Origin of the sequence: Bartonella sp. B1099 (genome assembly GCF_944801835.1) — a bacterium.
Lineage (GTDB): Bacteria > Pseudomonadota > Alphaproteobacteria > Rhizobiales > Rhizobiaceae > Bartonella.
This window is the reverse complement of the sequence record NZ_CALYLN010000001.1, coordinates 710,343-733,313: the sequence shown is the minus strand read 5'-3', so window position 1 is coordinate 733,313 and position 22,971 is coordinate 710,343. Positions and strand designations below refer to the sequence as shown.

Sequence of the window (22,971 nt, the reverse complement as noted above, 5' to 3'; positions counted from 1 at the left end):
AAACTTGTTTTTTAAACTTTAATCTTTAGTAGTCTCTTTCATAAAAGAGACCAATACTCGAATTTTTTTCATTTCCTATAGCGCCTTTAGCTTTGAGGTGACGGGAAATATCCAAATTAATTGTCCCTTTTGTCGTCCCATCAGATCCTGCTTCAAAGCCTAAATAAATGTTATTGTGTATGTAGCGTCCAATGCGTAAACCTGTATTACCCTTTTCATTAACGATAACATCAAGATCATCAAGTCCAATTTTAGTTCGTAAAGTATTCAACAAAGATGTATTAGAACCACCTGCGAGATCAGCGGCGGCGGCCGCAAGTTGCGCAATCTGAAATGGTGATAGTTCACTCAGAGAGCGATTAAAAATCAAACGCGCTAAAATTTCATCCTGTGGCAAATTCGGTTGTGAAGAAAAATTAATATCAAGATTATCAATCGTTCCACTTACGGTTACAGTGACGCGAATGTCACCACTGTTATTGTTGGTTACAAAATAAACCGTAGGATTAAGATTACCGCTAAAACTTGCTTGTCCCTGATCAAAATTAAGGCGTTGTGAAAGAATATCAAAACGTCCACGAATCATTCTAAATTCACCCACTGGATGCACATCATTTAATGGACCTGCTAAATTAATGCGCCCTCCCAGTTCGGCATCTAACCCTTTTCCCCGTACAAAAAATTGATTGCGTGCTGTAATACGCATATTTGATAACATAACAGATGATGATTCTTCTGTGACACTAGGACTTTTATTCGTGCTCTTAACATCAGCACGTTCAAGTGTTGTTTGAATTGGCTTTGTTAAATTCTTATTTTTGACTTCAAGAAACTTAGCATTTTGAAAATGATCAGGAACCAGAATTTCAGCCTTTTCAACGATGATATCTCCACCAATAACAAGATCACTGAGAAAATGACCTGTCATTGTCATCTCACCTGACAATGTTGCAAGAATCATAGAACCATCATTATAATTGGCATTATCAAGATGAAAGATCAAATCTGTCTCTAAATCATTAGAGATACGACCTGAAGCAGAAATTTCCCCTCCCTCAGATGAAGAAGCTGAAGCTTTTTCTATAAGAATATGATCGCCATTTAATTTGCCTTCAAGCGTTATATTATTCAATCCTACATGGGTTTTTGAATCTAAAAAGCTACCATCGGCTATAGAAATATTTCCAATAAATTGTGGCTTTGATAACGCACCATTAAGAACTGTATTAACTCTTGCTGTACCCGTTATATATGCACCACGCTTAGCTAATAAAAGATTAACAAAATCAAGAGGCATTATCCCTTTAACATTTAATTTTGCCTCTGAACCATTAAGAGAAACAGGCCCATGAATGGAAAGATCTAATCCTTTATCTCCAGTTGCTATCATATTTTCAATATGCAATGTCGTTTTTTTATAAGAACCACGAGCATTTATATTGATTGACATCGGTCCTTTATGCGTCATAGTGGTTAAACTTTGACTTGAAAGCTCAAAATGAGCCGATGGATCCTTCATTGTCCCATCAATATCAATTTTGCCTATCACCATCCCATCAAGCGCTTGTCCTGCAATAAAGCTATTCGCCAAACGTGCAGATAAATTTTGCAAATTAATATGGAGATCAAGTTTGTCTTTCTCTAAAGATACCAGCCCTTGAGCTTGTGCTTGTACTCCTTCTCCTGTTAAACTTGCATTCAAAGTAAGGTTTTGATCTAAGGTTTTCCCCGTAGCAGAAAGCGAAAAAGGCATAATTTTTTTATCTTGAAGAGCAACGGTTGTCAGTTCCTCACCTTTTATATCGTAGGTTATATCAGGTTTTTTTAAATGACCACGAATCATAACCTTTCCTGTTACACTCCCTGCTGCCCCAAGATCGGATTTCCACAGATTGGCTAAAGTAGCAGGAAGAGAATCCACGGTAAGTTGCAAATTCAGGGTATCTTGAATATTCCCTGCAAGGGTAATTTTACCGCCATTTATTACAATTCCTAATTCATTGATTGTTATCCCATCTTTATCAAAAACAATTATCGATGGTTTTGGCAATGTTGCATGAAAATGGTGTTGTTTTAAATCTACGGTTTCAATTTGCACTTCTCGTTTTATGCCTTTTGGAAGTTCTACACCCATTACTCGACCAGAAAGCTGAGCATTAAGAGCATCATGCAACATCGCTTGGACAGTAAAAACCGTTTGTTCATTATTTCTATTGGCGTGAGCTTTTAAACGGTTGACCATTATCAAAGGAGTTTGGATATGCTCTGCATTGATAACACCTTCAAACTGTGTCGCACCAAAAGGATCAAATATGTCGGCATCGATTGCCAGTTTTTTTATTTTATTCTTGGCAAAATTCAAATGGTTAACATGCGCCTTCACATGGGCTTTTTGTCTGCCATGTTGTTCATCAAAAATAAAATCTCCTTTTACTTCTCCACTACCATCCTGTAAAAATAACGCTGAAAGCACTGAAATATCATCGGCATCAATATGCAGCGCTCCTTTCAAAAAACCTCCAAATCGTTGAGAAAGATCACCCGTTATTTTTGCACTTCCCCCTTTAATATCAATATTCTCAAGTTTTCGAATCTTATGAGAATCCTTAAAAGAAGCAGATAAATGAAGAGGTTTATAAGCAAAAGTTCCTTCAACTTTCACATCCCCCGTTAAAGAAGTAACGGGTGCTGTATTATCTACAAGTGCCTTTATATTAAGTGTTGTGTTTTGAAGTTTCTTCCCCATAACGAAGGCTTCAGCAATATGAGCACTTGTATTGAGCTTTATATGGCTATTGCGCCCTCTTGCTGTCCCTTGAATTGTAAGCGCACCGCTTATCTTCGAATCTAATTTGGCGAGATCAGATATTTGAGCAGATAAGTCCATTTTAGCGCTTTCATCCGAAAAATAACCATTAGCTTTTATGTTTGTATATTGATTTTTCAAATTTAAATGACGTAAAATAAAGCCCTTCGTATTTCGAGCAATACCACCTGAAAGAGTGATATTTCCTTTGAATAAACGATTTAAAGGCTGCACACCTATTTTCATATTGTCAGCCATTCCTGATAATTTCAAATCAAAAATGCCACTCAATAAACCAATCGTTCCTTTGGCTTTAATATCTGCACTACCAGAGAGGGGTTGTTTACTGAATACTTCTAAAGGAGTTAGTGTTTGGGCTTTTAACCCAAGATCACCTTTAAAAATAAAATTCTCCATTGTCCCTTTTAACCAAGAAGAAAAACCCTGAGACGTAACACTAAGATCATGAATAAAAATTGGTTTATTCGAAACAATATCCGTATCTAAATGTACATGAACTGCTTGGCTTAAATCTTCTACGACCCCTCCTTTAATCTTTTTAACCCCTTGAAGCGTTCCATTAACCTGAACACCAACATGACGAGAAGCCGCATTATCAAAATTTTCGCTTACTCCCCCCATATCAAAAACCGCATCGCGAATATAAATATTTTTATTGCTAAAATGATGGACAACCAGCCGCCCATTCCAAGATTGTTGTCCTTCACGACCATAGTCAATGTTCAAAGCAACATTATTCGCAGGTTTTGACGCCTCTGATATGGGCAAATGAACAAACTCCTTTTCGTTATCAAGAGCTATTTTGCCATCAATAAAAAGCTGACGCAAAAATCCATCAGCGGTTATTTTAGCATTGGCGATAACATTCATTGCTTTGCCCTGAAGAACCATCTGATCAAGGTGAGTCACCCCCTCTCTTGTCCTTCTTGCCTCTGCTTTTAATATTATATCAGATGCGAAGAGATGACGATATTGAGAAGGTATTAAAGGATCCAATCTACCCTCTAGTTTTGTAGAAAAACTGTGTCCTTCTGAAACACTTGCAAGAATAACATGACCATCTAAAATAGAATGATGATCGGATTCTAAAGAAAGCTTGATAACCAAATCATCAAAAGTACCATCACCTTTAATCGCGAGATTCAATGCTGGGCGTTTTTCAATGTTAAAAACATTCGCCAAAATACCATTTTGCGGTTCATTAGCAGAGATATCAATGTGAGCTGTACGATTGTTCTCTGATATCTTGGTAAGAACAGAAAAAGACCCCGGTGCGTCTAAACGATGCGCCACCATATCAACATCAAAATGACCACTTGCCAAAGTGAAATTGCCTTCTAAGGACATATCAGCAGAAAAACCAAAAAGATTCTGCTCAAATGTCACATGTTGAGCTGTAAGTGTATTGATCGAAAGAGCAAGCGGCAGTTTTGGTAAAGAAAACCTACCCGTCTCAAGAGAAGAAATAAAAGAAGAATTGCCTTGTGGTTTGCGTAAAAGCGTAATCTGTTCTGCCGAAAGCTGATTAATATCCATCCGCCCTCTTAGCAATGCTAGACGATTCCAATCCATTTTGGCATTAGTAATTTTAAGCCAAATCCCCTTTTTATCACTGACAGTAATCGCATCAATTGTTGTTTGAGAAGACAGCGCTCCTTGCATATTGTGCAAGCGAACTTGACGATTAGGTGCTGAAAGCTTGCTTTCAATTAAAGAAACAAACCATGAACGATCATCTGCTGTCTCTTCGCTAGAGGGAAGATGGCCTTCTTTTTGCGCAAGAACAAAACCTCCGACCAAAAAAAACACAAATCCAAAAAAGAAAGCTGATAAACGTACGCTTTTTTTCATTAAAATGCTTGTCCTATACCCACATAAAAACCAATGCGAGGATCACCCTCCTCCCTTTTTAAAGGAAAGGCTAAATCAACGCGTAAAGGACCAAGACCTGTCATATAACGACCTCCTATACCGGCTCCCCATTTAATTTTTTGAGAAAAATCAAAATTCGCCTTTTTCCCTACGAGACCTCCATCAAGAAAACTGACAAATCCTATTTTATCATTTAAAGAAACACGCAATTCTGCCGATCCCTCAATAAGCGCCCGTCCGCCAACAATCGCATCATTTTCTGTTTTGATACCAATATTACGATAAGCATAACCACGAACAGAGCCCCCACCACCAGAAAAAAAGAGCGTATCCGCAGGGACTTGTGCTGTATTATTTCCAAGAATTGTACCAAACTTTGCCCGCGCAGCAAAAACAAAACGATCCCCTTCATCCAACGCCCAATAAGAACGACCTTCTGCTGTTACTTTTGCAACAAAATTGCTAAAACGCATCTCATAAAAGGGTTCAATGAAAACTTCACCATATAAACCTTTTGTTGCATTGAACTTATTATTACGACTATCATAAATCAAACCGCTAGGAAAACCAATTGTTGTAAAATTACGGCTTCCAAAATAGATATCACGTGAGTAACCATTTGAAACTTCTATAGCAGCCTGTCCCGATAGATTACTATTGAAAATATGCGTAATACCTAATTTCCCTTTGATAGCTTTCGTTGTATAATTTTCCAGAACATCTTGCTGTATTTTTAATTCTGACCTGAGATCTGTATCAGGTGTGAGTACACCAGGTTTTATAAATGTACTACCGAAAAGATAATCAAAATTTTTAAAATTATATGATTGTTTTTTGTTGCTGCCAACACCATTTATTTTTGTTTCAATTTTAAGGACTTCTGCATGACCAAAAAGATTGTTATGCATCCAATAAGCTTCAAAACCAGCACCATCTAATGTTGAATAACTACCCCCTACACCAAAACGACGCGGCTTACGTTCTTGTACAATAAGCATAAGCGGTAAACTGCCATCTGGGTTAATGGTATCAGCCTCACGGATATTGATCGCACGAAAAACACCAAGACGTGCAAGACGTTCATTTGCCTTAGCTAACGCATCGGAATCGTATTTCTGGCCGGGTTTCAATCCGGTCATCCATGCGATATAAGCTGAATCGACACGTGGTTCCTTACTTATATTACGGACACTTAAAGGACCATAATGAGCCTTTTGTCCAGAATCAACAACAATCCTTCCTTCAATACGCAACGCAGCATGATCAGCCACAATCTCACTTTTTATAATTTTAGCTTTTGCATAACCTTGTTGACGCCATCCTTCTACCGCCCATTTTTCTGCTTTCAAAATGGTTTCAGATTTGGCAATAGCTCCAACTTTATAGCCCAATTCTTCAATGGTGAGCATTTTATGCGCTTTACGCTTTTCAGGAGGCGCTACTTTATCAATATCTGCAATACTAAAAACATATTGTGGACCAGCATTAATCGTAATAACAATATTGGATTGTGCTGGAAGTTGCGTTACTGGACTTAAATCAGCAGCTTCTAAGCCATTAATTTTAATACTAATAACACCACCATAGCGCCCATCAGCATAAAGAGCAGAAAGAATAGCACGATAATCTGAACGCGCTTTGGCTAACAAACCAGAAGAACTCGCAGATGCTTTCTCTTTATCTGCAAAAAGAGAAGAGACAGATTTAACTATTTTTATGCCTTCCGATGGCGCCCCTGGTGGCGTAACAATATCAACTTTGTAAAATCTCTCTGTACTTTTAACAGAATGTGAAGAAGAATTTGTTTTCTTTTGACCAAAAAGAGGGATGCCGAAAAAATCAAATGCAGCAAGTGGCTGTGGAAAAGCAAAAGCGAAACACAAACCTATAAATACACAGCGTACAGTTCCTGATTTTAACAAAATTCTTGCTTGGTATACCATAAATCAGATACCTTTAATACACTTTGCATCTACTACACTTTAAATAATATAAAATAAAAAAGGTAAATATGACTACTTCGCATGCTTTATACGTTTTATCACATCAAATAACACTCTGCGATACATAACGTCACCCTCCCCTCATATCTTAACAACATTCTGCTCTGTTGTATCACACAAACAGCCTTATTCCTTCTTCTTAACATATTCATTTAGCTTATTATAAGTGTTTTATTGCGCTCCATATTATCATGGTTAAATTTGTACAAATAACTTACCATGAGAACGCTATAAAAACCTATGTATGCATATAGACCTCTCCATTTAAAAAACCATAGAGATGCTTCTTGATTTTTGTGCGTAGATATGATTGTCTCTCCCAAGTCTGAAGGGGGAAGATAAATGATCGCACGTATTACAACTGTTGCTTTTCGCGGTCTAGAAGCAGTTCCTGTCGATGTACAGGTTATGATTTCATCCGGTAAAATAGGAATGGCTATTGTTGGATTAGCCGATAAAGCCGTTGCAGAAAGCCGTGAACGTGTACAAGCAGCCCTCCATGCTTGTGGGCTTTCTATGCCAACCAAACGAATTACGATTAATCTTGCACCAGCTGATTTGCCTAAAGAGGGATCACATTATGATTTGCCAATTGCTGTAGGCTTAATGCTTGCTATGGGAATCCTCCCTCCCGAAGTAGCGCAAGACTATGTCATTTTAGGTGAATTGTCACTGGATGGTTCGCTGACCGCTGTCAATGGTGTTTTACCAGCGGCCATGACAGCTGTATCACTCGATAAAGGACTGATTTGTCCCTTTCAATGTGGACCTGAAGCAGCATGGGCAAATGCAGAAATAAATATTCTTGCCCCAGAAACTCTTCTTACGATAGTCAATCATTTTAAAGGGACCCAAATTCAAAAACGTCCACAACCGCGCCAATATACAATCGAAACTGAACTTCCAGATCTTTGTGAAATCAAAGGACAGAAAACAGCCAAACGTGCCTTAGAAGTTTGTGCTGCTGGACGCCATAACCTTTTGTTTGTCGGTCCTCCTGGTGCTGGAAAATCTATGTTGGCGCAACGCTTACCTTCTATTCTACCCCCTCTTGATAGTCGCGAGCTTTTAGATGTCTGTCTGATTGCATCTATTACAGGAGAAACAATTCACAATACCATTTCACTTCATTGCCCCTTTCGTGCTCCACATCATTCTGCTTCTATGGCAGCAATGATTGGTGGAGGACTTAAAGGACGACCAGGAGAAGTTTCACTTGCTCATAATGGCGTGTTATTTCTTGATGAGTTGCCTGAATTTTCTCCGCAAGTTCTCGATTCCCTTCGTCAACCTTTAGAAAGTGGAGAAGCGGTTATTGCTAGAGCTAATCACCATATCAGCTATCCTGCTCGCTTCCAACTCATTGCCGCAATGAATCCTTGCCGATGTGGTATGGCAGGTGAAAAAGGCCATGTTTGTGCTAAAGGTATACGCTGTCAAATCGATTATCAATCCCGTATTTCTGGTCCGCTGCTCGATCGAATTGATTTACGAATTGATGTTCCTGCTTTGACAGCGATGGACCTTATGCAACCAGAGAAATCAGAAAAAAGCTGTGATGTTGCAAAACGTGTCGCACGGTGCCGTACCATTCAAGCCAAACGTTTTGCAAAACTAGGGTTGAATCATATCCGAACCAATGGCGATTGCCCTGCCAAAATTATAGAACAAATTGCCATTCCTGATAAAAATGCCGCCATACTCTTACAAGATGTGAGTGAAAAAATGCACCTTTCTGCACGTGCTTATCATCGTATTCTCAAAGTTGCACGCACAATTGCTGATCTTGATGGATCCGATAATCTTTCACGCCATCATCTTGCAGAAGCTATCTCCTATCGACTCGGTACGGAAAGATTAACAGCTCTTAACTAAAAAACTGCTCATCAATAAAAACTTATTGGAAAATAACGTAAATAAAGCTCTGCGAGTTTACCATCCTCTTCTAAAGATTTTAGGGCATAATTGAGGATATCAACCAATTTTTCGTTCTTTTTTGCAACAGCAAGCTGCATTCCTTGACCCAATAACTGTGGAGCCATATATGCCCCCCCAACAAAATGGCAGCAATCAACAGATTTTTGATTTTTGAACCATAACGATAAAGCAAATCCATCATCAAAAATAAGGTCAATTTTATGCTCCTGTAAGGCTTTATAGAGCTCTTCTCTCTCTTTAAATCCTTGCCATTTTGCTTTAGGAAAATAATCATGAAAAAGCTTTTCGTGAATACTGTTAGACAAAACACCACTGGTTAAATGGACCAATTGATCGCTTATTGGTTCATCAAGATTTAACTGTCGAGAAGCAACAAATCGCGCTGGAAAGCGCAAATATGACTTTGTAAAAATAAGATCTTGTTGGGTTTGACTTGTTTCTTTTAAACCCGCAATAATGACTTCTGCACCACCATTTTTGACATGCTCGACAAGCTCTTTCCAAGGAACCACTTCTACTTCACAAAGTTTCTCTAAGTTTAATTTTGAGCAAAGAGCACGCAATAAATCGATATTATAACCTGCAAGATGCCCCGTTTGATCAAGAAAATTAAAAGGAGGAAAATCAAAAGTTGTTACAAAACGCAAACGAATGATATCCTTGGTATCAGGTTGTACAAAATGTTCATGCGAATCAAAAAAAGAAGGCAACCTTCCAGCTATTTCAGCTTCTGCGTAAGAGAAAAATAGAAATCCCCCTGCTACAAATAAAATACGAATAAAAAGAGTGTATAAATTATGGAGTAAAAAATACTGTAAACGCCATTGAAGATGTTTGATGTGGATAGGTTTTCTTATTTTCAAAATCTCTTCCCCATTTTTCAAAGATAAGATGCAACGCTGCTTCATTATTATCTAACGCTCTTCACTAAAATATCTTCCGTTTTATCAATAAAATTCTTGCGCTTTTTTAAACTGTTAAAAATTTTAACAGTTTGCGTATATTTTTTGAAATATATTGAAAATGCTTAAACTTTTGATCTCAAATATTCCCAAATAAATCTATAAAAAGAAATTAACCTTATAGAATTCTCAAGGTATTTGACGTTATACTCTTCAAACTCAGCTTCTCTCGATAAATTACGCTTTTAAATTCTTTTGTCTTCCCATTCATGCGATTCACTTAACGAAAGGCTAGACAGATAAACCCTGCGCTGAATATTCACCACGCACTGTAAAAATACTTAAATATATCAAAGAAGCGCTTACTTATTTTATATAACCGTCCTAAATGACAGTGTTTTACTGTATAATAGTGTCATATCATTTCATCATTCTCTCCATTATATATCGACAGATATTGAATCTAACGCTGATATACGGTAAATGTTTAATGTGGTTATTCCATAAATAACTGAGCGGAACATTGAGCTTTAAAAAAGCGGATAAAATATTATAAATTGAACACAGAAATGGACTAACTTATGAGTGATGAAATAACCTCACCGACACCAGGCGATGACTATGGCGCCGCCTCTATCAAAGTTCTCAAAGGTCTTGATGCTGTACGCAAACGTCCGGGTATGTATATCGGTGATACTGATGATGGATCAGGGTTACATCATATGGTCTATGAAGTTGTAGACAATGCTATCGACGAAGCTTTAGCCGGTCATGCAACCCTTGTAAACGTCACACTCCATGCGGATGGTTCTTGTTCGGTTCGTGATAATGGACGTGGAATTCCAACAGATATCCATCCAACAGAAGGTATTTCTGCTGCTGAAGTTATCATGACACAGCTTCATGCCGGTGGAAAATTTGATCAAAACTCTTATAAAGTTTCAGGTGGATTACACGGTGTTGGTGTCTCTGTGGTGAATGCACTCTCTGTTTGGCTTAAATTGCAAATCAGACGGAATGGTAAAATTCATGAAATATCATTTACCCATGGAGTGGCTGATGCTCCCTTAAAAGTTGTTGGCGATTGTGATCGAGAAAGTGGAACAGAAATTAGATTTTTACCAAGCTCTGAAACTTTTACCATGGTTGAGTTTGATTTTGAAACTTTAGAGCGTCGTTTACGGGAATTGGCCTTTCTTAATTCTGGAGTTCATATTCTTCTTGTTGACGAACGTCATGCTGACATTCAATCCGTTGAATTGCATTATGAAGGTGGATTAACAGAGTTTGTCAAATATATTGATCAATCAAAAAAAGCGTTGCTTGACACTCCTATTTACATTACCAGTGAAAAAGATGGTATGGGCGTTGATGTTGCTTTATGGTGGAATGATTCCTATCATGAAAAGGTCTTGTGTTTTACCAATAATATTCCTCAACGGGATGGTGGAACGCATTTAATCGGTTTTAGAAGTGCTCTTACACGCCAAATTAATGGTTATGCTGAATCTTCAGGGATTGCCAAAAAAGAAAAAGTGAATTTAACCGGTGATGATTGTCGTGAAGGATTAACAGCTATTCTTTCTGTCAAAGTTCCTGATCCTAAATTTTCTTCACAAACAAAGGACAAATTGGTTTCTTCTGAAGTGCGCCCTATTGTTGAAAATTTGGTCAATGAAGGTCTTTCAATATGGCTGGAAGAACATCCTAATGAAGCAAAGCTTCTTATTAGTAAAGTGGTGGAAGCTGCAACAGCACGTGAAGCAGCACGTAAAGCACGTGAACTCACAAGGCGAAAAGGAGCGCTTGATATCACTTCTCTGCCAGGAAAACTTGCCGATTGCCAAGAGCGTGATCCTGCAAAATCAGAAATCTTTATTGTCGAGGGAGATTCAGCAGGTGGTTCAGCAAAAAGTGGACGTTCACGTCAAAATCAGGCAATTTTACCTCTTCGCGGTAAAATCCTCAATGTTGAACGAGCTCGCTTCGACCGTATGCTCTCATCTGATATGATCGGAACCCTTATTACAGCTCTTGGAACATCTATTGGTAAAGATGAATTTTCACCCGATAAATTACGGTATCATAAGATTATTATCATGACAGATGCAGATGTTGATGGAGCCCATATCCGCACTCTGCTGCTCACTTTCTTTTTTAGACAAATGCCCGAGTTGATTGAACGGGGACATCTTTATATTGCGCAACCACCTCTTTATAAAGTATCGCGTGGAAAATCTTCTCAATATATTAAAAATGAAGCAGCCTTTGAAGAATTCTTGATCGATACGGGACTAGAAGAAACAACTCTCGAGCTTTCAACGGGAGAGGTTCGTGCAGGGGCTGATTTATATCAACTCGCTAAAGATGCCCGTATATTCCGTCAACTTTTAAATGGTCTTCATACCCGTTATGACCGCAATGTTGTTGAGCAAGCAGCCATTGTTGGGGCTTTTAACTTTGAAGCCTTTGCAACACAAGAAAAAGCACAAAAAATAGCAGATGCTGTCGCGCAGCGTCTTAATCTGATTGCTGATGATATGGAGCAAGGATGGCGTGGGCAATATACAGAAAATGGAAGTTTATGTTTTGAGCGTGTTTTGCGTGGTGTTAAAGATGTTATCACGCTTGATGCAGGACTTATAAACTCAACAGATGCACGTCAGATTGATCGTATTTCCCAAAATTTTAGCGACCTATATCATCCTCCTCTTCTTTTACGCCGCAAAGATAAAACAGAGCATATTTTTGGACCTATGAGCCTCTTAGAGAGCATTTTTACAAACGGTAAAAAGGGTATTACTCTTCAACGCTATAAAGGTCTTGGGGAAATGAATGCTGAACAGCTTTGGGAAACAACCCTTGATCCCAATGCGCGTTCTCTTTTACAAGTAAAAATTAATGATGCAACCGATGCAGATTCACTCTTTTCTCGTCTCATGGGTGATGAAGTTGAACCTAGACGTATTTTTATTCAAGACAATGCCTTAAGCGTTGCTAATCTTGACATCTAAAGGTACTCTTCTGTTTTTGGCTGTATAAACGTCGCAGTTTTATACGTTGTTTTTTCGTATTTGAACATTACCTCTCTCTTTCATTTACGATAAAATAAAAATAAGGAAGGTCATAGATATGGCAACTGAAACAGAACGTGTAGGCGCCCAAGGAGGTATGGAGCACTCCTTTGGGTTCACAAGAGTTGATGAAACACAAAAACAATCCATGGTGGATGGTGTGTTTCATTCTGTTGCTGAAAATTATGACAAGATGAATGATATCTTATCCTTAGGGCTACACCGTGTGTGGAAAAATTCTATGGTTGCATGGCTTTCTCCACCAGCACTTTCTCATTGGAAAGTTCTTGATGTCGCTGGTGGTACAGGTGATATTGCTTTTCGTATCCTTAATGCTTCACGCCAAAAAGCCCATGCTACGGTTCTTGATATTAATGGCTCTATGCTCAACGTTGGCAAACAACGCGCACAAAAAAATGGTCTTGCCCCTCTGATTGATTTTGTTGAAGCCAATGCAGAACATCTCCCTTTTGAAAATCAAAGCTTTGACGCTTACACGATTGCTTTTGGAATTCGCAATGTTCCTCATATTGATCAAGCTCTTAGAGAAGCTTTTCGTGTTTTAAAGCCCGGTGGACGTTTCTTATGTCTAGAATTCTCAAATGTCGAGATGCCTTGGCTCGATAAAATTTATGATCTTTGGTCTTTCCATGCTATCCCTAAACTGGGTCAATTTATTGCAAATGATGGCGATGCTTATCGTTATTTGGTTGAGTCTATTCGCAAATTTCCTAAACAAGATGATTTTGCCCATATGATCAAGCAAGCGGGATTTTCACGCGTATCGTACCGCAATCTCACCGGTGCGATTGCAGCACTGCATTCAGGTTGGAAACTTTAAAAATGGTGCAAATTTCTCCTTACTTTCAATTGATGCGTGCAGGATGGGTTTTAGCGCGTGAAGGTGTTTTAAGTGCTCTTCCTCATGATGATCTTCAAGGATTTCCAGCGTTATGTCATCGTATAGCGCGTGCATTAGCACGACGCAAAACAAAAAAGAAACAGCGATCTGAAAATATTTCGTATGCCATCAATAAGCTTGGACCCTCTTACATAAAACTTGGTCAATTTCTTGCCACAAGACCTGATATTGTCGGACGGAATGTTGCAGACGATTTGTCACAACTCCAAGATCGTGTTGAAACATTTTCTTGCAGCGCCGCTATTGCTCAAATTGAAAGTTCTCTTGGTCGTTCTATTGATGATTTATTCGTCAATTTTTATCCCCCCATTGCCGCTGCTTCTATCGCTCAGGTTCATCCTGCTGAATATCGTGATGAAACCGGTCATAAGAAAAAATGTGCCGTAAAAGTTATTCGTCCCAATATCCGCGCGCGTTTTTCTAAAGATCTTAGAGGTTTTTATCTCATTGCGCATTTACAAGAACGTTATATCCCTGCCTCCCGAAGGCTGCGCCCTGTTCGTGTGGTGGATACTTTAGCACAAACAACACGCCTTGAAATGGATCTACGCTTAGAAGCAGCAGCCATATCTGAAATGGCTGAAAATATTCAACAGGATACCGGTTTTCGAGTGCCAAAAATTGATTGGGAACGAACAGGGCGTAATGTTCTTACCATGGAATGGATTGATGGTATCAGAATATCCGAAATTTCCAAGCTTAAAGAAGCGGGTTTTGATCTACAGGCGCTTGCCATTACGCTTATTCAATCTTTTCTACGCCACACATTGCGTAATGGTTTTTTTCATGCCGATATGCATCCTGGTAATTTATTTGTAGACTCAGATGGGTGTATTGTTGCTGTTGATCTAGGGATTACAGGAAGGCTTGGCAAAAAAGAAAAACATTTCCTTGCTGAAATTCTTTATGGCTTTATTACCCGCGATTACCATCGAGTAGCCCGCGCTCACTTTGAAGCAGGCTATGTCCCTTCACACCATAATATTGAAAGCTTTGCGCAAGCCAATCGCGCGATTGGTGAACCAATTCACGGACAATCAGCACAAAGCATTTCCATGGCTAAGTTGCTCACATTGTTGTTTGAAGTCACTGAATTGTTTGACATGCAAACGCGACCTGAACTTCTCTTACTGCAAAAAACAATGGTTGTCGTAGAGGGTGTTGCTCGCACATTAGACCCCAGTTTTAACATGTGGAAAGCTTCTGAACCCGTTGTCAGAGAATGGATTAGTAAAAATTTAGGCCCCATAGGTGTTGCAAAAGACTTTAGCGAAGGAGCGCAAGCTCTCCTTTCTCTGGCACGCAAAACACCACAATTGGTACAAAATTTCCAGCGTATAGAAGAAGATTTCAATCAAATAAGGAAAACAGGTTTTAATCTTTCTCCTGCGACCCTCAAACAACTTGCTGCTGAACAAAGTCGTAGAAACCGTTATGGTCGTTATAGCCTGTTTATTATTGCACTTTGTTGTGTTTTTTTCACTTTTTACTTTTTTCATCTTTTCTAATCTCCTTAATATGCTAAAAATATCAACAATGAAATCATTGCAATCATTTTGTTTCTTGGAGATATTTTATGGCCAGTATTACTATTCGTAACCTCTCTCCTGAAATTAAAGAAGCTTTGCGCATACGCGCCGCGCAAAATGGCATTTCTATGGAAGAAGAAGCGCGCCGTCTTCTAAGTAATCCTACCGCTCTCACCCCGCACCTCTCTCATGTAAGTGCCGTTGAGGTGCAATCATTGCAATCAAAATCACTCCTTCTTATTATTGGTGGAAGTATTGCGGCCTATAAAGCGCTTGATCTCATTCGTCGTTTAAAAGAACGTGGAGCACACTTAAATGTCGTAATGACAAAAGCAGCGCAAAAATTTATTACGCCTTTAGCCGCTGAAGCTTTAAGCGGTCGTACTGTATATACTGATTTATTTTCACGCGAAGAAGAACATGATATCGGACATATCCGCCTAGCTCGTGATGCCGACCTTATTATTTTAGCCCCTGCTACAGCCAATCGCATTGCAAAAATAGCCCATGGTATAGGAGATGATCTCGCCGATTGCATCCTTTTAGCAGCACGCTGTCCACTCTTAATTGCCCCCGCTATGAATCCAGCCATGTGGGCGCATACAGCCACTGTTCGCAATGTTGCACAATTGCGCGCAGATGGCGTTCATATTATCGGACCAGAAATCGGAAATATGGCTGAACGTGACGAGACAGGCCATGGGCGCATGAGTGAACCCTTAACCATTGTCGCTGCCATAGAGGCTCTTTTAGATGACCATGAAAAACCTCTCTCTGGCCGCCATTTCATCGTTACCTCTGGTCCTACCCATGAACCCATTGATCCAGTGCGTTATCTTGCTAATCGATCTTCGGGTAAACAAGGTCATGCCATTGCAACCGCCCTTGCGCATTTGGGGGCAAAAGTAACTCTTATTTGTGGACCCGTTAATCTTGCAGATCCACAAGATGTAAAAACTATTCACGTTGAAACAGCACAACAAATGTTACAAGCTGTTCAAGAATCATTGCCCGCTGATGGTGCCATCTTTGTTGCTGCTGTTTGTGACTGGCGCAGTCAAACGCAATCTTTACATAAAATTAAAAAGAATGCTCATAAAACACCACCATCCCTCCATATGGTTGAAAATCCCGATATTTTAGCAACAATTGGACATGCTCCAAACCGCCCCTCCTTGGTTATTGGTTTTGCTGCTGAAACTTGTGATATCATTGCCAATGCACAAAAAAAATGTGTTGAAAAAGGCGCTGATTTCATTCTTGCTAATGATATTTCTCTTCAACCGGATGGCACAAGTGTCATGGGCGCTGATACAAATCAAGTTTATCTTGTAAGTAAAGAAAAAGTTGAACAATGGCCCCCTATGCGTAAACAACACGTAGCGCAAAAATTAGCAAATATAATCGTATCATTTTTTGCCCTCCAAATGCCTACACCTCATGAGAAAAAAGCACCTCATTTCAAATAATAAATTTTAAAACGCTAAAACATCTCATAAAATAAGAGATGAATTTTTGAAGACACAGAAGCTATCTATCCATCTCGATTAGATTAGATAACATATTAATTTATCATGATAATCTAGCGTTATTCAACTTGAATGAGAACCCCGAATATCGTAAGCTTCTCTCATTTCAAATCCATATATTGAATCAATCAAAACCATTTGCTTACACGTTAGCAAGGATGGCTGCATGAATAGAAAATGTTTAAGAAAAGACTAAAAAATCTATAATGAGCTGTTTCAAGGGCTAAGTGCTTGTCGCAACATTGAGAGGATTGGCAAAGTGTATGGTGCTACCGGCGTGTTCTTTTGTTAAGCATAAAGGCAGTGGTGCCCTATAAGTTTTTATAGTATTCATGGCAGCTTTATCCTTATCCCATTCACAGGAGCTATTGCAAAATGGGTGTGACAAGCGTTGAGACATGTTTTTTTTAACCGCATCTTACCCTAGCCTTCATAAAGAATAGAATTTTTTATACCACTGTCTTTCCAACTTCTAAAAAGACAAGCTAGAACCATCGTTTGCCACCCTTCAACTTTACGAAAGCCTTACAGTAGGAGAAAATTTGAGAGAATATCTCTCTATTTTGGATCCTCATTAAAATTGAAGATGATAAATTCTCTTCATAAATGAATAGTGTTATTAGCTAAAAATTATTCGTTCCAATGCACCATTTGTATGAAAAATGTTTCAATAAATTCTTACTTTATAGCTCTTAAAATTCAAAATATTAGGGATCGTGCAAAACAAATAAGGATATCGATAAACAAAATTAGGAAACTATACTGGATAAAAAATATCAGTAAAAAACGCCTACTCAATATTTCTTACCACCTTAATTTATATATCATGTAAATGCAATAAGCTAAACTCTATACGAAAATATTTAAAAACTCTGCTACAATAGCTGCTTCTTAAATTCTGCTCGGTTTTTTAAAACCAAAATTCCTATTGATTCAAATTTTATTTTAAACGAAGAAGCTTTCGTTATTTTTTATTTTAATTTACTTATTCTATCCATTCTATAAGAAAAATTTAGCCTGATTTTAATAAATATATACAAGGTGAAAATCCTCTTTTTTACAAAGCAATATCAATGTATTTCTTTAGTGTTATTGAAAATAGAGCTTTAATTCAAGAAAGGAAAAATTACACAACACCTTCTTTAAATATATTTCTTGTTTTTTTTGCTTCTTTCCTTAGTTTATTAATCTATGATTTTTACTGCTGCCTATCGTGCTTTACAACGTTTGCTGACTTCACAATATAGCATTATGATCCTAAAAGCATTGGGGATTACTTTTTTTGTGCTCGCCATTTTATGGTTATGTGTGCACCAACTTTTTGTGTCTTATTTTTGGCCTTGGGTTTCTCAGTTTCTTCCTGGACTCCCGAGTTGGGCAGGATGGTTGGGATTTAGCATGCTTATCATTTTCAATCTTGGTTTGGCTCTTTTGTTGGCTTTTTTGATTGCCCCCATCACCGCTATGATTGGTAGTTTTTTCATTGACTCTGCTGCTGAAATTATTGAAAAGGAAGATTATCCAAATGAGCCTCTTGGACAAGCTATGCCATTTGGGCGTTCTCTTATACTCTCCTTTAAATTTGTTATTTTAAGCCTTCTTGGTAATGGAATTGCTTTTATTTTATTCTTCATACCAGGTGTTAATTTCATTGCTTTTTATATTATTAATGGTTATTTGCTTGGGCACGAATATTTCTTGTTTGCTGCTTATCGTTTTCGAACAGAGCAAGATGCGCGTGCTTTTTTACATACTCATTATACAACGGTTTTTGGTGCTGGATTATTGATTGCGGTTTTTGTTTCAATTCCCATTCTTAATTTAGCTACACCACTTTTTGCAGCTGCTTTTATGACACATTTACACAAAATGCTTTCCCAAAAAAACATGGCACGCATCACTCAAAAATAATATTCTTTAAACTTCACAAAACTTGTCAGCCAAAGAAAACATACTATAAAATTCTATGCTTGGCCTTTTTAAGTCAATATATTGATTTATAATGATAATTTATCGTTTTATGACATGAGTAGAAAACCTAGATATCATAAAACTCTCTCATTTTAACCCTGTTCATCTTGAATCCAATTGCAATGGTTTGTTGAGATGTCATAAACGGAAACGGTGTGTGGATAAAAGCACTTTTAAAAAGGCATAAAAGACCTCTCATACTCCCTCTCAATGCAAAAATTATTGTCACATTGGAAACGAGCAAAGAGTATGAAGATATCGGTTTGTACCTTCTATTTCAGTAAAAATAGGGGAGCATCATGAATTTTATACCTTTCATGGAAAGGAGAGTATACGCTTCATAGGCACTCTCATGAATATGTGAAACTGTTAAATCTAGAAATACGTGGATACACAATAAAAATGATATTTTTGAGGGTGCTTTATTTTATGTGAAACGCGTGCGCTTTAAGAAAACCGTTTGAAAAAAATCTTGCTCTACTATTAGCGTTTCGCTAACATAACATTGTCATATCCGTTCTTTTTAATGGATACATATCACCTTGTTAAGGTTTTTTATATTATGAGGTTTCTTTACTTTAGGACTGTTGATGTTCGTGATTAATTGGAGAGTCATTTTTATTAAAAGAAAATAAGCCGTTTGTTAACCAGCGCAAGAGGTGAGTTTTAACACCAAAGTCAAAGAATAAAAACATATAAGTTCTTAAGATGTCTTAGAGATTTGTGATAGGGAACACTCGTCGTGCATATGATTTTTATGACATTGGAAATGGTAAAAATAAAAAAACAATGAGGTTAGAGCTATACGTGCATGAATAAAAGTATTAAATGGATTCATTATTGTTCAGCCGGAAAAGCAAATGTAACTGCTTAAGTTCTATATTCTTTCAAATCATGCAAAAGATGTGTAATATTTAAAGGAAGGCTATAAAGATGAACTGGATTACAAATTATGTTCGTCCTAAAATTAACTCTATATTGGGACGCCGTGAAATTCCAGAAAATCTATGGATTAAAGATCCTACCAGTGGTGAAATGATCTTCCATAAAGATCTGGAAGCCAATCAATTTGTGGCTCCCAATTCTGGCTATCATATGCGTATCAGTGCCAAAAATCGTCTCATGCATTTTTTTGATGATGGTGTCTATACAGCTCTTGAAAATCCAAAAGTTGTAACAGATCCTTTAAAGTTTCGCGATGAAAAACGTTATATTGACCGGTTAAAAGATTATCGTTCTAAACTTGGTGTTGATGACAATATTTTAAGTGCACGCGGTACGATTGAAGGCTTACCCATCATTGCAACCGTTCAAGATTTTGCCTTTATGGGTGGATCTCTCGGTATAGCTTCAGGAGAAGCTATTATCAAAGCTTTTGATACGGCTATTGCGGAAAGGTGTCCTTTGGTTCTTTTCGCTGCTTCTGGTGGTGCGCGCATGCAAGAAGGAACACTCTCATTGATGCAAATGCCCCGTACAACAGTAGCAATCGAAATGCTGAAAGAAGCAAAACTTCCCTATATTGTTGTTCTGACCAATCCAACCACCGGTGGTGTTACTGCTTCTTACGCCATGCTTGGTGATATTCACATTGCTGAACCCGGTGCTATGATTGGTTTTGCTGGCCCACGTGTGATTCAACAAACTATACGCGAAACTCTACCAGAAGGTTTTCAAAGTAGTGAATATCTGCTTGAACATGGTATGGTTGATATGGTTGTATCGCGTTTAGAAATGAAAACAACCATTGCACGTCTTTTACGCTTAATGATGAAACATCCTGCTGTTGTTAACCCTTCCCACCCATCCCCTACAGATTCTCAAACATTGCTTTCTACAACAAAAGCAGCTTAAATTTATGCAACAAAGTCAAGTACAAAGGGTGGTGGATGATTTACTCAAGAATTATCCGAAAAAATTTGATCTTTCTTTAGGGCGTATTGTCCGCCTTTTAGAGCGTCTCGGCAATCCACATTTAAAACTTGGCCCTGTTATTCACATTGCTGGAACAAATGGCAAAGGATCCGCCTCAGCAATTTGTCGTGCTCTTTTAGAAAGTGCAGGCTACTGCGTTCATATGTATAGTTCACCTCATCTCGTCAACTGGAATGAACGCTGCCGGTTAGGACAAAAAGGAGGTGGTCAATTTGTTCCAGAGACCTTATTAGCTGAAACAATCCGTGAAATCATAAAAGTCAATCATCAAGAGCCGATTACTATTTTTGAAATTTTTACAGCCGCTGCCTTTATGCTGTTTCGTATACATCCAGCTGATGTTGTCATTTTAGAAGTTGGGTTGGGAGGACGTTTTGATGCTACCAATGTCATTAACAAACCAGCCGTATCGCTTATTATGCCTATTGATTATGATCATGAGAACTTTCTTGGAAACACAATTGCTCAAATCGCTTTCCAAAAAGGGGGGATTATCAAACCAAACGTTCCTGTAGTAATCGGTAAGCAAAATTATGAAGAAACTCTCGCTACTTTAATATCCCTTGCCGATAAAAATAAAGCACCTTATTCTCTATTTGATCAAGATTATCAAAGCTATAAAGAACATGGACGTATGGTTTTTCAAAACAATCAAGGTCTCATGGATCTTTCCCTTCCTAACCTTATTGGAGACTACCAAGTTGCCAATGCTGGTGCTTCTCTTGAAGCAGTCTATCAAGCAGGTTTTCAACTTTCAGAACAAGTCATAAACAACGCTTTGAAAAATATTTATTGGCCCGCACGTATGCAACATCTCACCCACGGATATTTGGCTGATCAACTGTCTCCTAAGTTTGATTTATGGTTAGATGGTGGTCACAATCCTGCTGCTGGAAAAGTTATTGCCGCTGAACTTACACAATGGAGAAAAAAAACAGATCGTCCCATTATTATGATTGCTGGCATGATCAATACAAAAGATGCTGTCGGTTATTTTCGTCCTTTAGCGAGCCTTGTCGAGAAAGTATATACGATACCGCTTATTAATAATAACGCCAGTATCTGTCCAATAAATTTAGCTGAATCAGCCCAAAAAGCAGGAATTTTTGCGTCCGCCCAAGCACACCTACAAGATGCTTTGCATAAAATTAAGGAAGAATATCAAGAGGCTATTGTTCTTATTGGAGGTTCCCTTTATCTTGCGGGCGATATTTTGCGTGACAATAAAACACCACCGTGTTAGAAATTGACTATTTTTAAAGCTTTGAAAGATAGACTTTTTAATCATGCAACTTGATTGTGCACTTTATCAACATCCTAAACTTATTACTGTTTTTGGCGGGTCTGGTTTTGTAGGACGTTATGTCGTTGAAACTTTGACGAAACAAGGATATCGCGTTCGTATCGCTGTTCGTTGTCCACAAAAGGCTTATTACATGCTCCAAATAGGAGAAGTAGGACAAACCCAAATGCTTAAAACGGATATCAAGCATCGTGCCTCTGTTGCACGCGCATTACTTGGAGCTGATGCTGCAGTGTTTTTGCCTGGTAGTTTAAAACAAGCCAATCAATCCAATTTTAAAAGTACACAAATTGATGGTACTTACAATGTTGCTGAACTAACAGCAGAAGCTGGTATTCCACTCATCTATATGTCAACACTTGTAGCCAAAGAGAATGCTTCATGTCTTTATGCGCGTGTTAAATTTATGGGTGAGCAAATCATTCATAACAAGCATTCTCAAGCAATTATTATCCGTCCATCTGTTATCTTTGGACCAGAGGATTGTTTCTTTAATACCTTGGCAGATTTGTCCCGTTTTTTACCCATTATGCCTCTTTTTGGAGGTGGACAAAGTAAATTGCAACCCGTGTATGTTGGTGACGTTGCTGAGTTTATTGCGCGCGCTTTAGATGGGCAGGTTTCTTGGGGAAAAAATTATGATCTTGGTGGTCCCCAGATTATTACCTTCCAAAATGCTCTTGAAAATATACTCAAAATTATTCACCGTAAAAAAATGCTTCTGTCGATGCCTCTTTCTGCGGGGGTATTGATTGGAGGAGTTTTGGGAACAATCGGTAAATTGCCCTTTGTACCAACACTTGTAACGGTTAATCAGATACGCTTTTTGCAAATGGATAACATTGTTTCTCAAGAAGCTCTTGAAAATGGCTATACTTTAGAAGGTGTGGGAATTACTCCTAAAGCAATCGCTGCGTCCTTGCCAAGTTATCTCTGGAGATTTCGTCTACATGGTCAATTTTCCCAAAACTTAACCGTCTAAAATAAATTCTCCCAAAACTGAATTAGTTATTTGATTTATAATTCATGGCTTGTTGTTCGCTATTTTAAAAACAGCGTGTTCAATAGATTGGTGTTTTTGCATCTTAAATGCTCCATTCAAGATTACATAAAGTGTTTCTTCACACATTTACAGTCTTTTGATAAAAATTATTGAAAATAGAAAA

12 protein-coding genes are annotated in these 22,971 nt (G+C 38.2%); 9 read left to right on the top strand and 3 right to left on the bottom strand.

Annotation, left to right across the window (positions count from 1 at the left end; all coding sequences use genetic code 11):
- Positions 1-25: 25 nt before the first annotated feature.
- Positions 26-4,678, bottom strand: a complete 4,653-nt coding sequence (locus NNJ73_RS03180; protein ID WP_254492688.1) for a translocation/assembly module TamB domain-containing protein — start codon at positions 4,676-4,678, stop codon at positions 26-28.
- A complete protein-coding gene (locus NNJ73_RS03175) occupies positions 4,678-6,642 on the bottom strand; it encodes an autotransporter assembly complex family protein (RefSeq protein ID WP_254492687.1) in 1,965 nt (654 codons plus the stop codon). Before NNJ73_RS03175 ends, NNJ73_RS03180 begins: the two co-directional genes overlap by 1 nt.
- Before the next feature lie 402 nt (positions 6,643-7,044).
- On the opposite strand from NNJ73_RS03175, the gene NNJ73_RS03170 reads away from it, so the two are divergent.
- Positions 7,045-8,577, top strand: coding sequence for a YifB family Mg chelatase-like AAA ATPase (locus NNJ73_RS03170; protein ID WP_254492686.1), 1,533 nt, complete (start codon positions 7,045-7,047; stop codon positions 8,575-8,577).
- An 11-nt stretch (positions 8,578-8,588) separates the two neighbouring features.
- Here the strand turns inward: NNJ73_RS03170 and NNJ73_RS03165 are convergent, their stop codons facing one another.
- A complete protein-coding gene (locus NNJ73_RS03165) occupies positions 8,589-9,548 on the bottom strand; it encodes a transporter substrate-binding domain-containing protein (RefSeq protein ID WP_254492685.1) in 960 nt (319 codons plus the stop codon).
- 575 nt (positions 9,549-10,123) lie between these two features.
- Between NNJ73_RS03165 and gyrB the strand changes: the two genes are divergently transcribed.
- From gyrB to NNJ73_RS03125, 8 genes are all read left to right on the top strand, one after another.
- Positions 10,124-12,556, top strand: coding sequence for a DNA topoisomerase (ATP-hydrolyzing) subunit B (gene gyrB, locus NNJ73_RS03160; protein WP_254492684.1), 2,433 nt, complete (start codon positions 10,124-10,126; stop codon positions 12,554-12,556).
- 118 nt (positions 12,557-12,674) lie between these two features.
- Positions 12,675-13,457 carry a bifunctional demethylmenaquinone methyltransferase/2-methoxy-6-polyprenyl-1,4-benzoquinol methylase UbiE gene (ubiE, locus tag NNJ73_RS03155; RefSeq protein WP_254492683.1) on the top strand — a complete coding sequence of 261 codons (783 nt, stop codon included), beginning with the start codon at positions 12,675-12,677 and terminating at the stop codon, positions 13,455-13,457.
- A 2-nt stretch (positions 13,458-13,459) separates the two neighbouring features.
- Positions 13,460-15,046 carry a 2-polyprenylphenol 6-hydroxylase gene (ubiB, locus tag NNJ73_RS03150; RefSeq protein WP_254492682.1) on the top strand — a complete coding sequence of 529 codons (1,587 nt, stop codon included), beginning with the start codon at positions 13,460-13,462 and terminating at the stop codon, positions 15,044-15,046.
- 68 nt (positions 15,047-15,114) lie between these two features.
- Positions 15,115-16,536, top strand: a complete 1,422-nt coding sequence (gene coaBC / locus NNJ73_RS03145) for a bifunctional phosphopantothenoylcysteine decarboxylase/phosphopantothenate--cysteine ligase CoaBC (protein ID WP_254492681.1) — start codon at positions 15,115-15,117, stop codon at positions 16,534-16,536.
- A 1,251-nt stretch (positions 16,537-17,787) separates the two neighbouring features.
- Complete coding sequence (locus NNJ73_RS03140) at positions 17,788-18,507, top strand: sulfate transporter family protein (protein WP_254492680.1); 720 nt, start codon at positions 17,788-17,790, stop codon at positions 18,505-18,507.
- A gap of 993 nt (positions 18,508-19,500) precedes the next feature.
- Positions 19,501-20,421: an acetyl-CoA carboxylase, carboxyltransferase subunit beta gene (gene accD, locus NNJ73_RS03135; protein ID WP_254492679.1), complete on the top strand. Its 921-nt coding sequence runs from the start codon at positions 19,501-19,503 to the stop codon at positions 20,419-20,421.
- A 4-nt stretch (positions 20,422-20,425) separates the two neighbouring features.
- Positions 20,426-21,745 (top strand): folylpolyglutamate synthase/dihydrofolate synthase family protein, encoded by a 1,320-nt coding sequence (locus NNJ73_RS03130; RefSeq protein WP_254492678.1) that lies wholly within the window; start codon positions 20,426-20,428, stop codon positions 21,743-21,745.
- Between the two features lie 43 nt (positions 21,746-21,788).
- Complete coding sequence (locus NNJ73_RS03125) at positions 21,789-22,787, top strand: complex I NDUFA9 subunit family protein (RefSeq protein ID WP_254492677.1); 999 nt, start codon at positions 21,789-21,791, stop codon at positions 22,785-22,787.
- Positions 22,788-22,971: the final 184 nt, after the last annotated feature.

Coding starts and splice junctions, on each gene's coding strand:
- ubiE (WP_254492683.1), top strand. CDS start 12,675: ATGGCAACTGAAACAGAACGTGTAGGCGCCCAAGGAGGTATGGAGCAC.
- accD (WP_254492679.1), top strand. CDS start 19,501: ATGAACTGGATTACAAATTATGTTCGTCCTAAAATTAACTCTATATTG.
- NNJ73_RS03165 (WP_254492685.1), bottom strand. CDS start 9,548: ATGAAGCAGCGTTGCATCTTATCTTTGAAAAATGGGGAAGAGATTTTG.
- NNJ73_RS03140 (WP_254492680.1), top strand. CDS start 17,788: ATGATTTTTACTGCTGCCTATCGTGCTTTACAACGTTTGCTGACTTCA.
- NNJ73_RS03180 (WP_254492688.1), bottom strand. CDS start 4,678: ATGAAAAAAAGCGTACGTTTATCAGCTTTCTTTTTTGGATTTGTGTTT.
- NNJ73_RS03130 (WP_254492678.1), top strand. CDS start 20,426: ATGCAACAAAGTCAAGTACAAAGGGTGGTGGATGATTTACTCAAGAAT.
- NNJ73_RS03170 (WP_254492686.1), top strand. CDS start 7,045: ATGATCGCACGTATTACAACTGTTGCTTTTCGCGGTCTAGAAGCAGTT.
- NNJ73_RS03125 (WP_254492677.1), top strand. CDS start 21,789: ATGCAACTTGATTGTGCACTTTATCAACATCCTAAACTTATTACTGTT.
- NNJ73_RS03175 (WP_254492687.1), bottom strand. CDS start 6,642: ATGGTATACCAAGCAAGAATTTTGTTAAAATCAGGAACTGTACGCTGT.
- gyrB (WP_254492684.1), top strand. CDS start 10,124: ATGAGTGATGAAATAACCTCACCGACACCAGGCGATGACTATGGCGCC.
- coaBC (WP_254492681.1), top strand. CDS start 15,115: ATGGCCAGTATTACTATTCGTAACCTCTCTCCTGAAATTAAAGAAGCT.
- ubiB (WP_254492682.1), top strand. CDS start 13,460: ATGGTGCAAATTTCTCCTTACTTTCAATTGATGCGTGCAGGATGGGTT.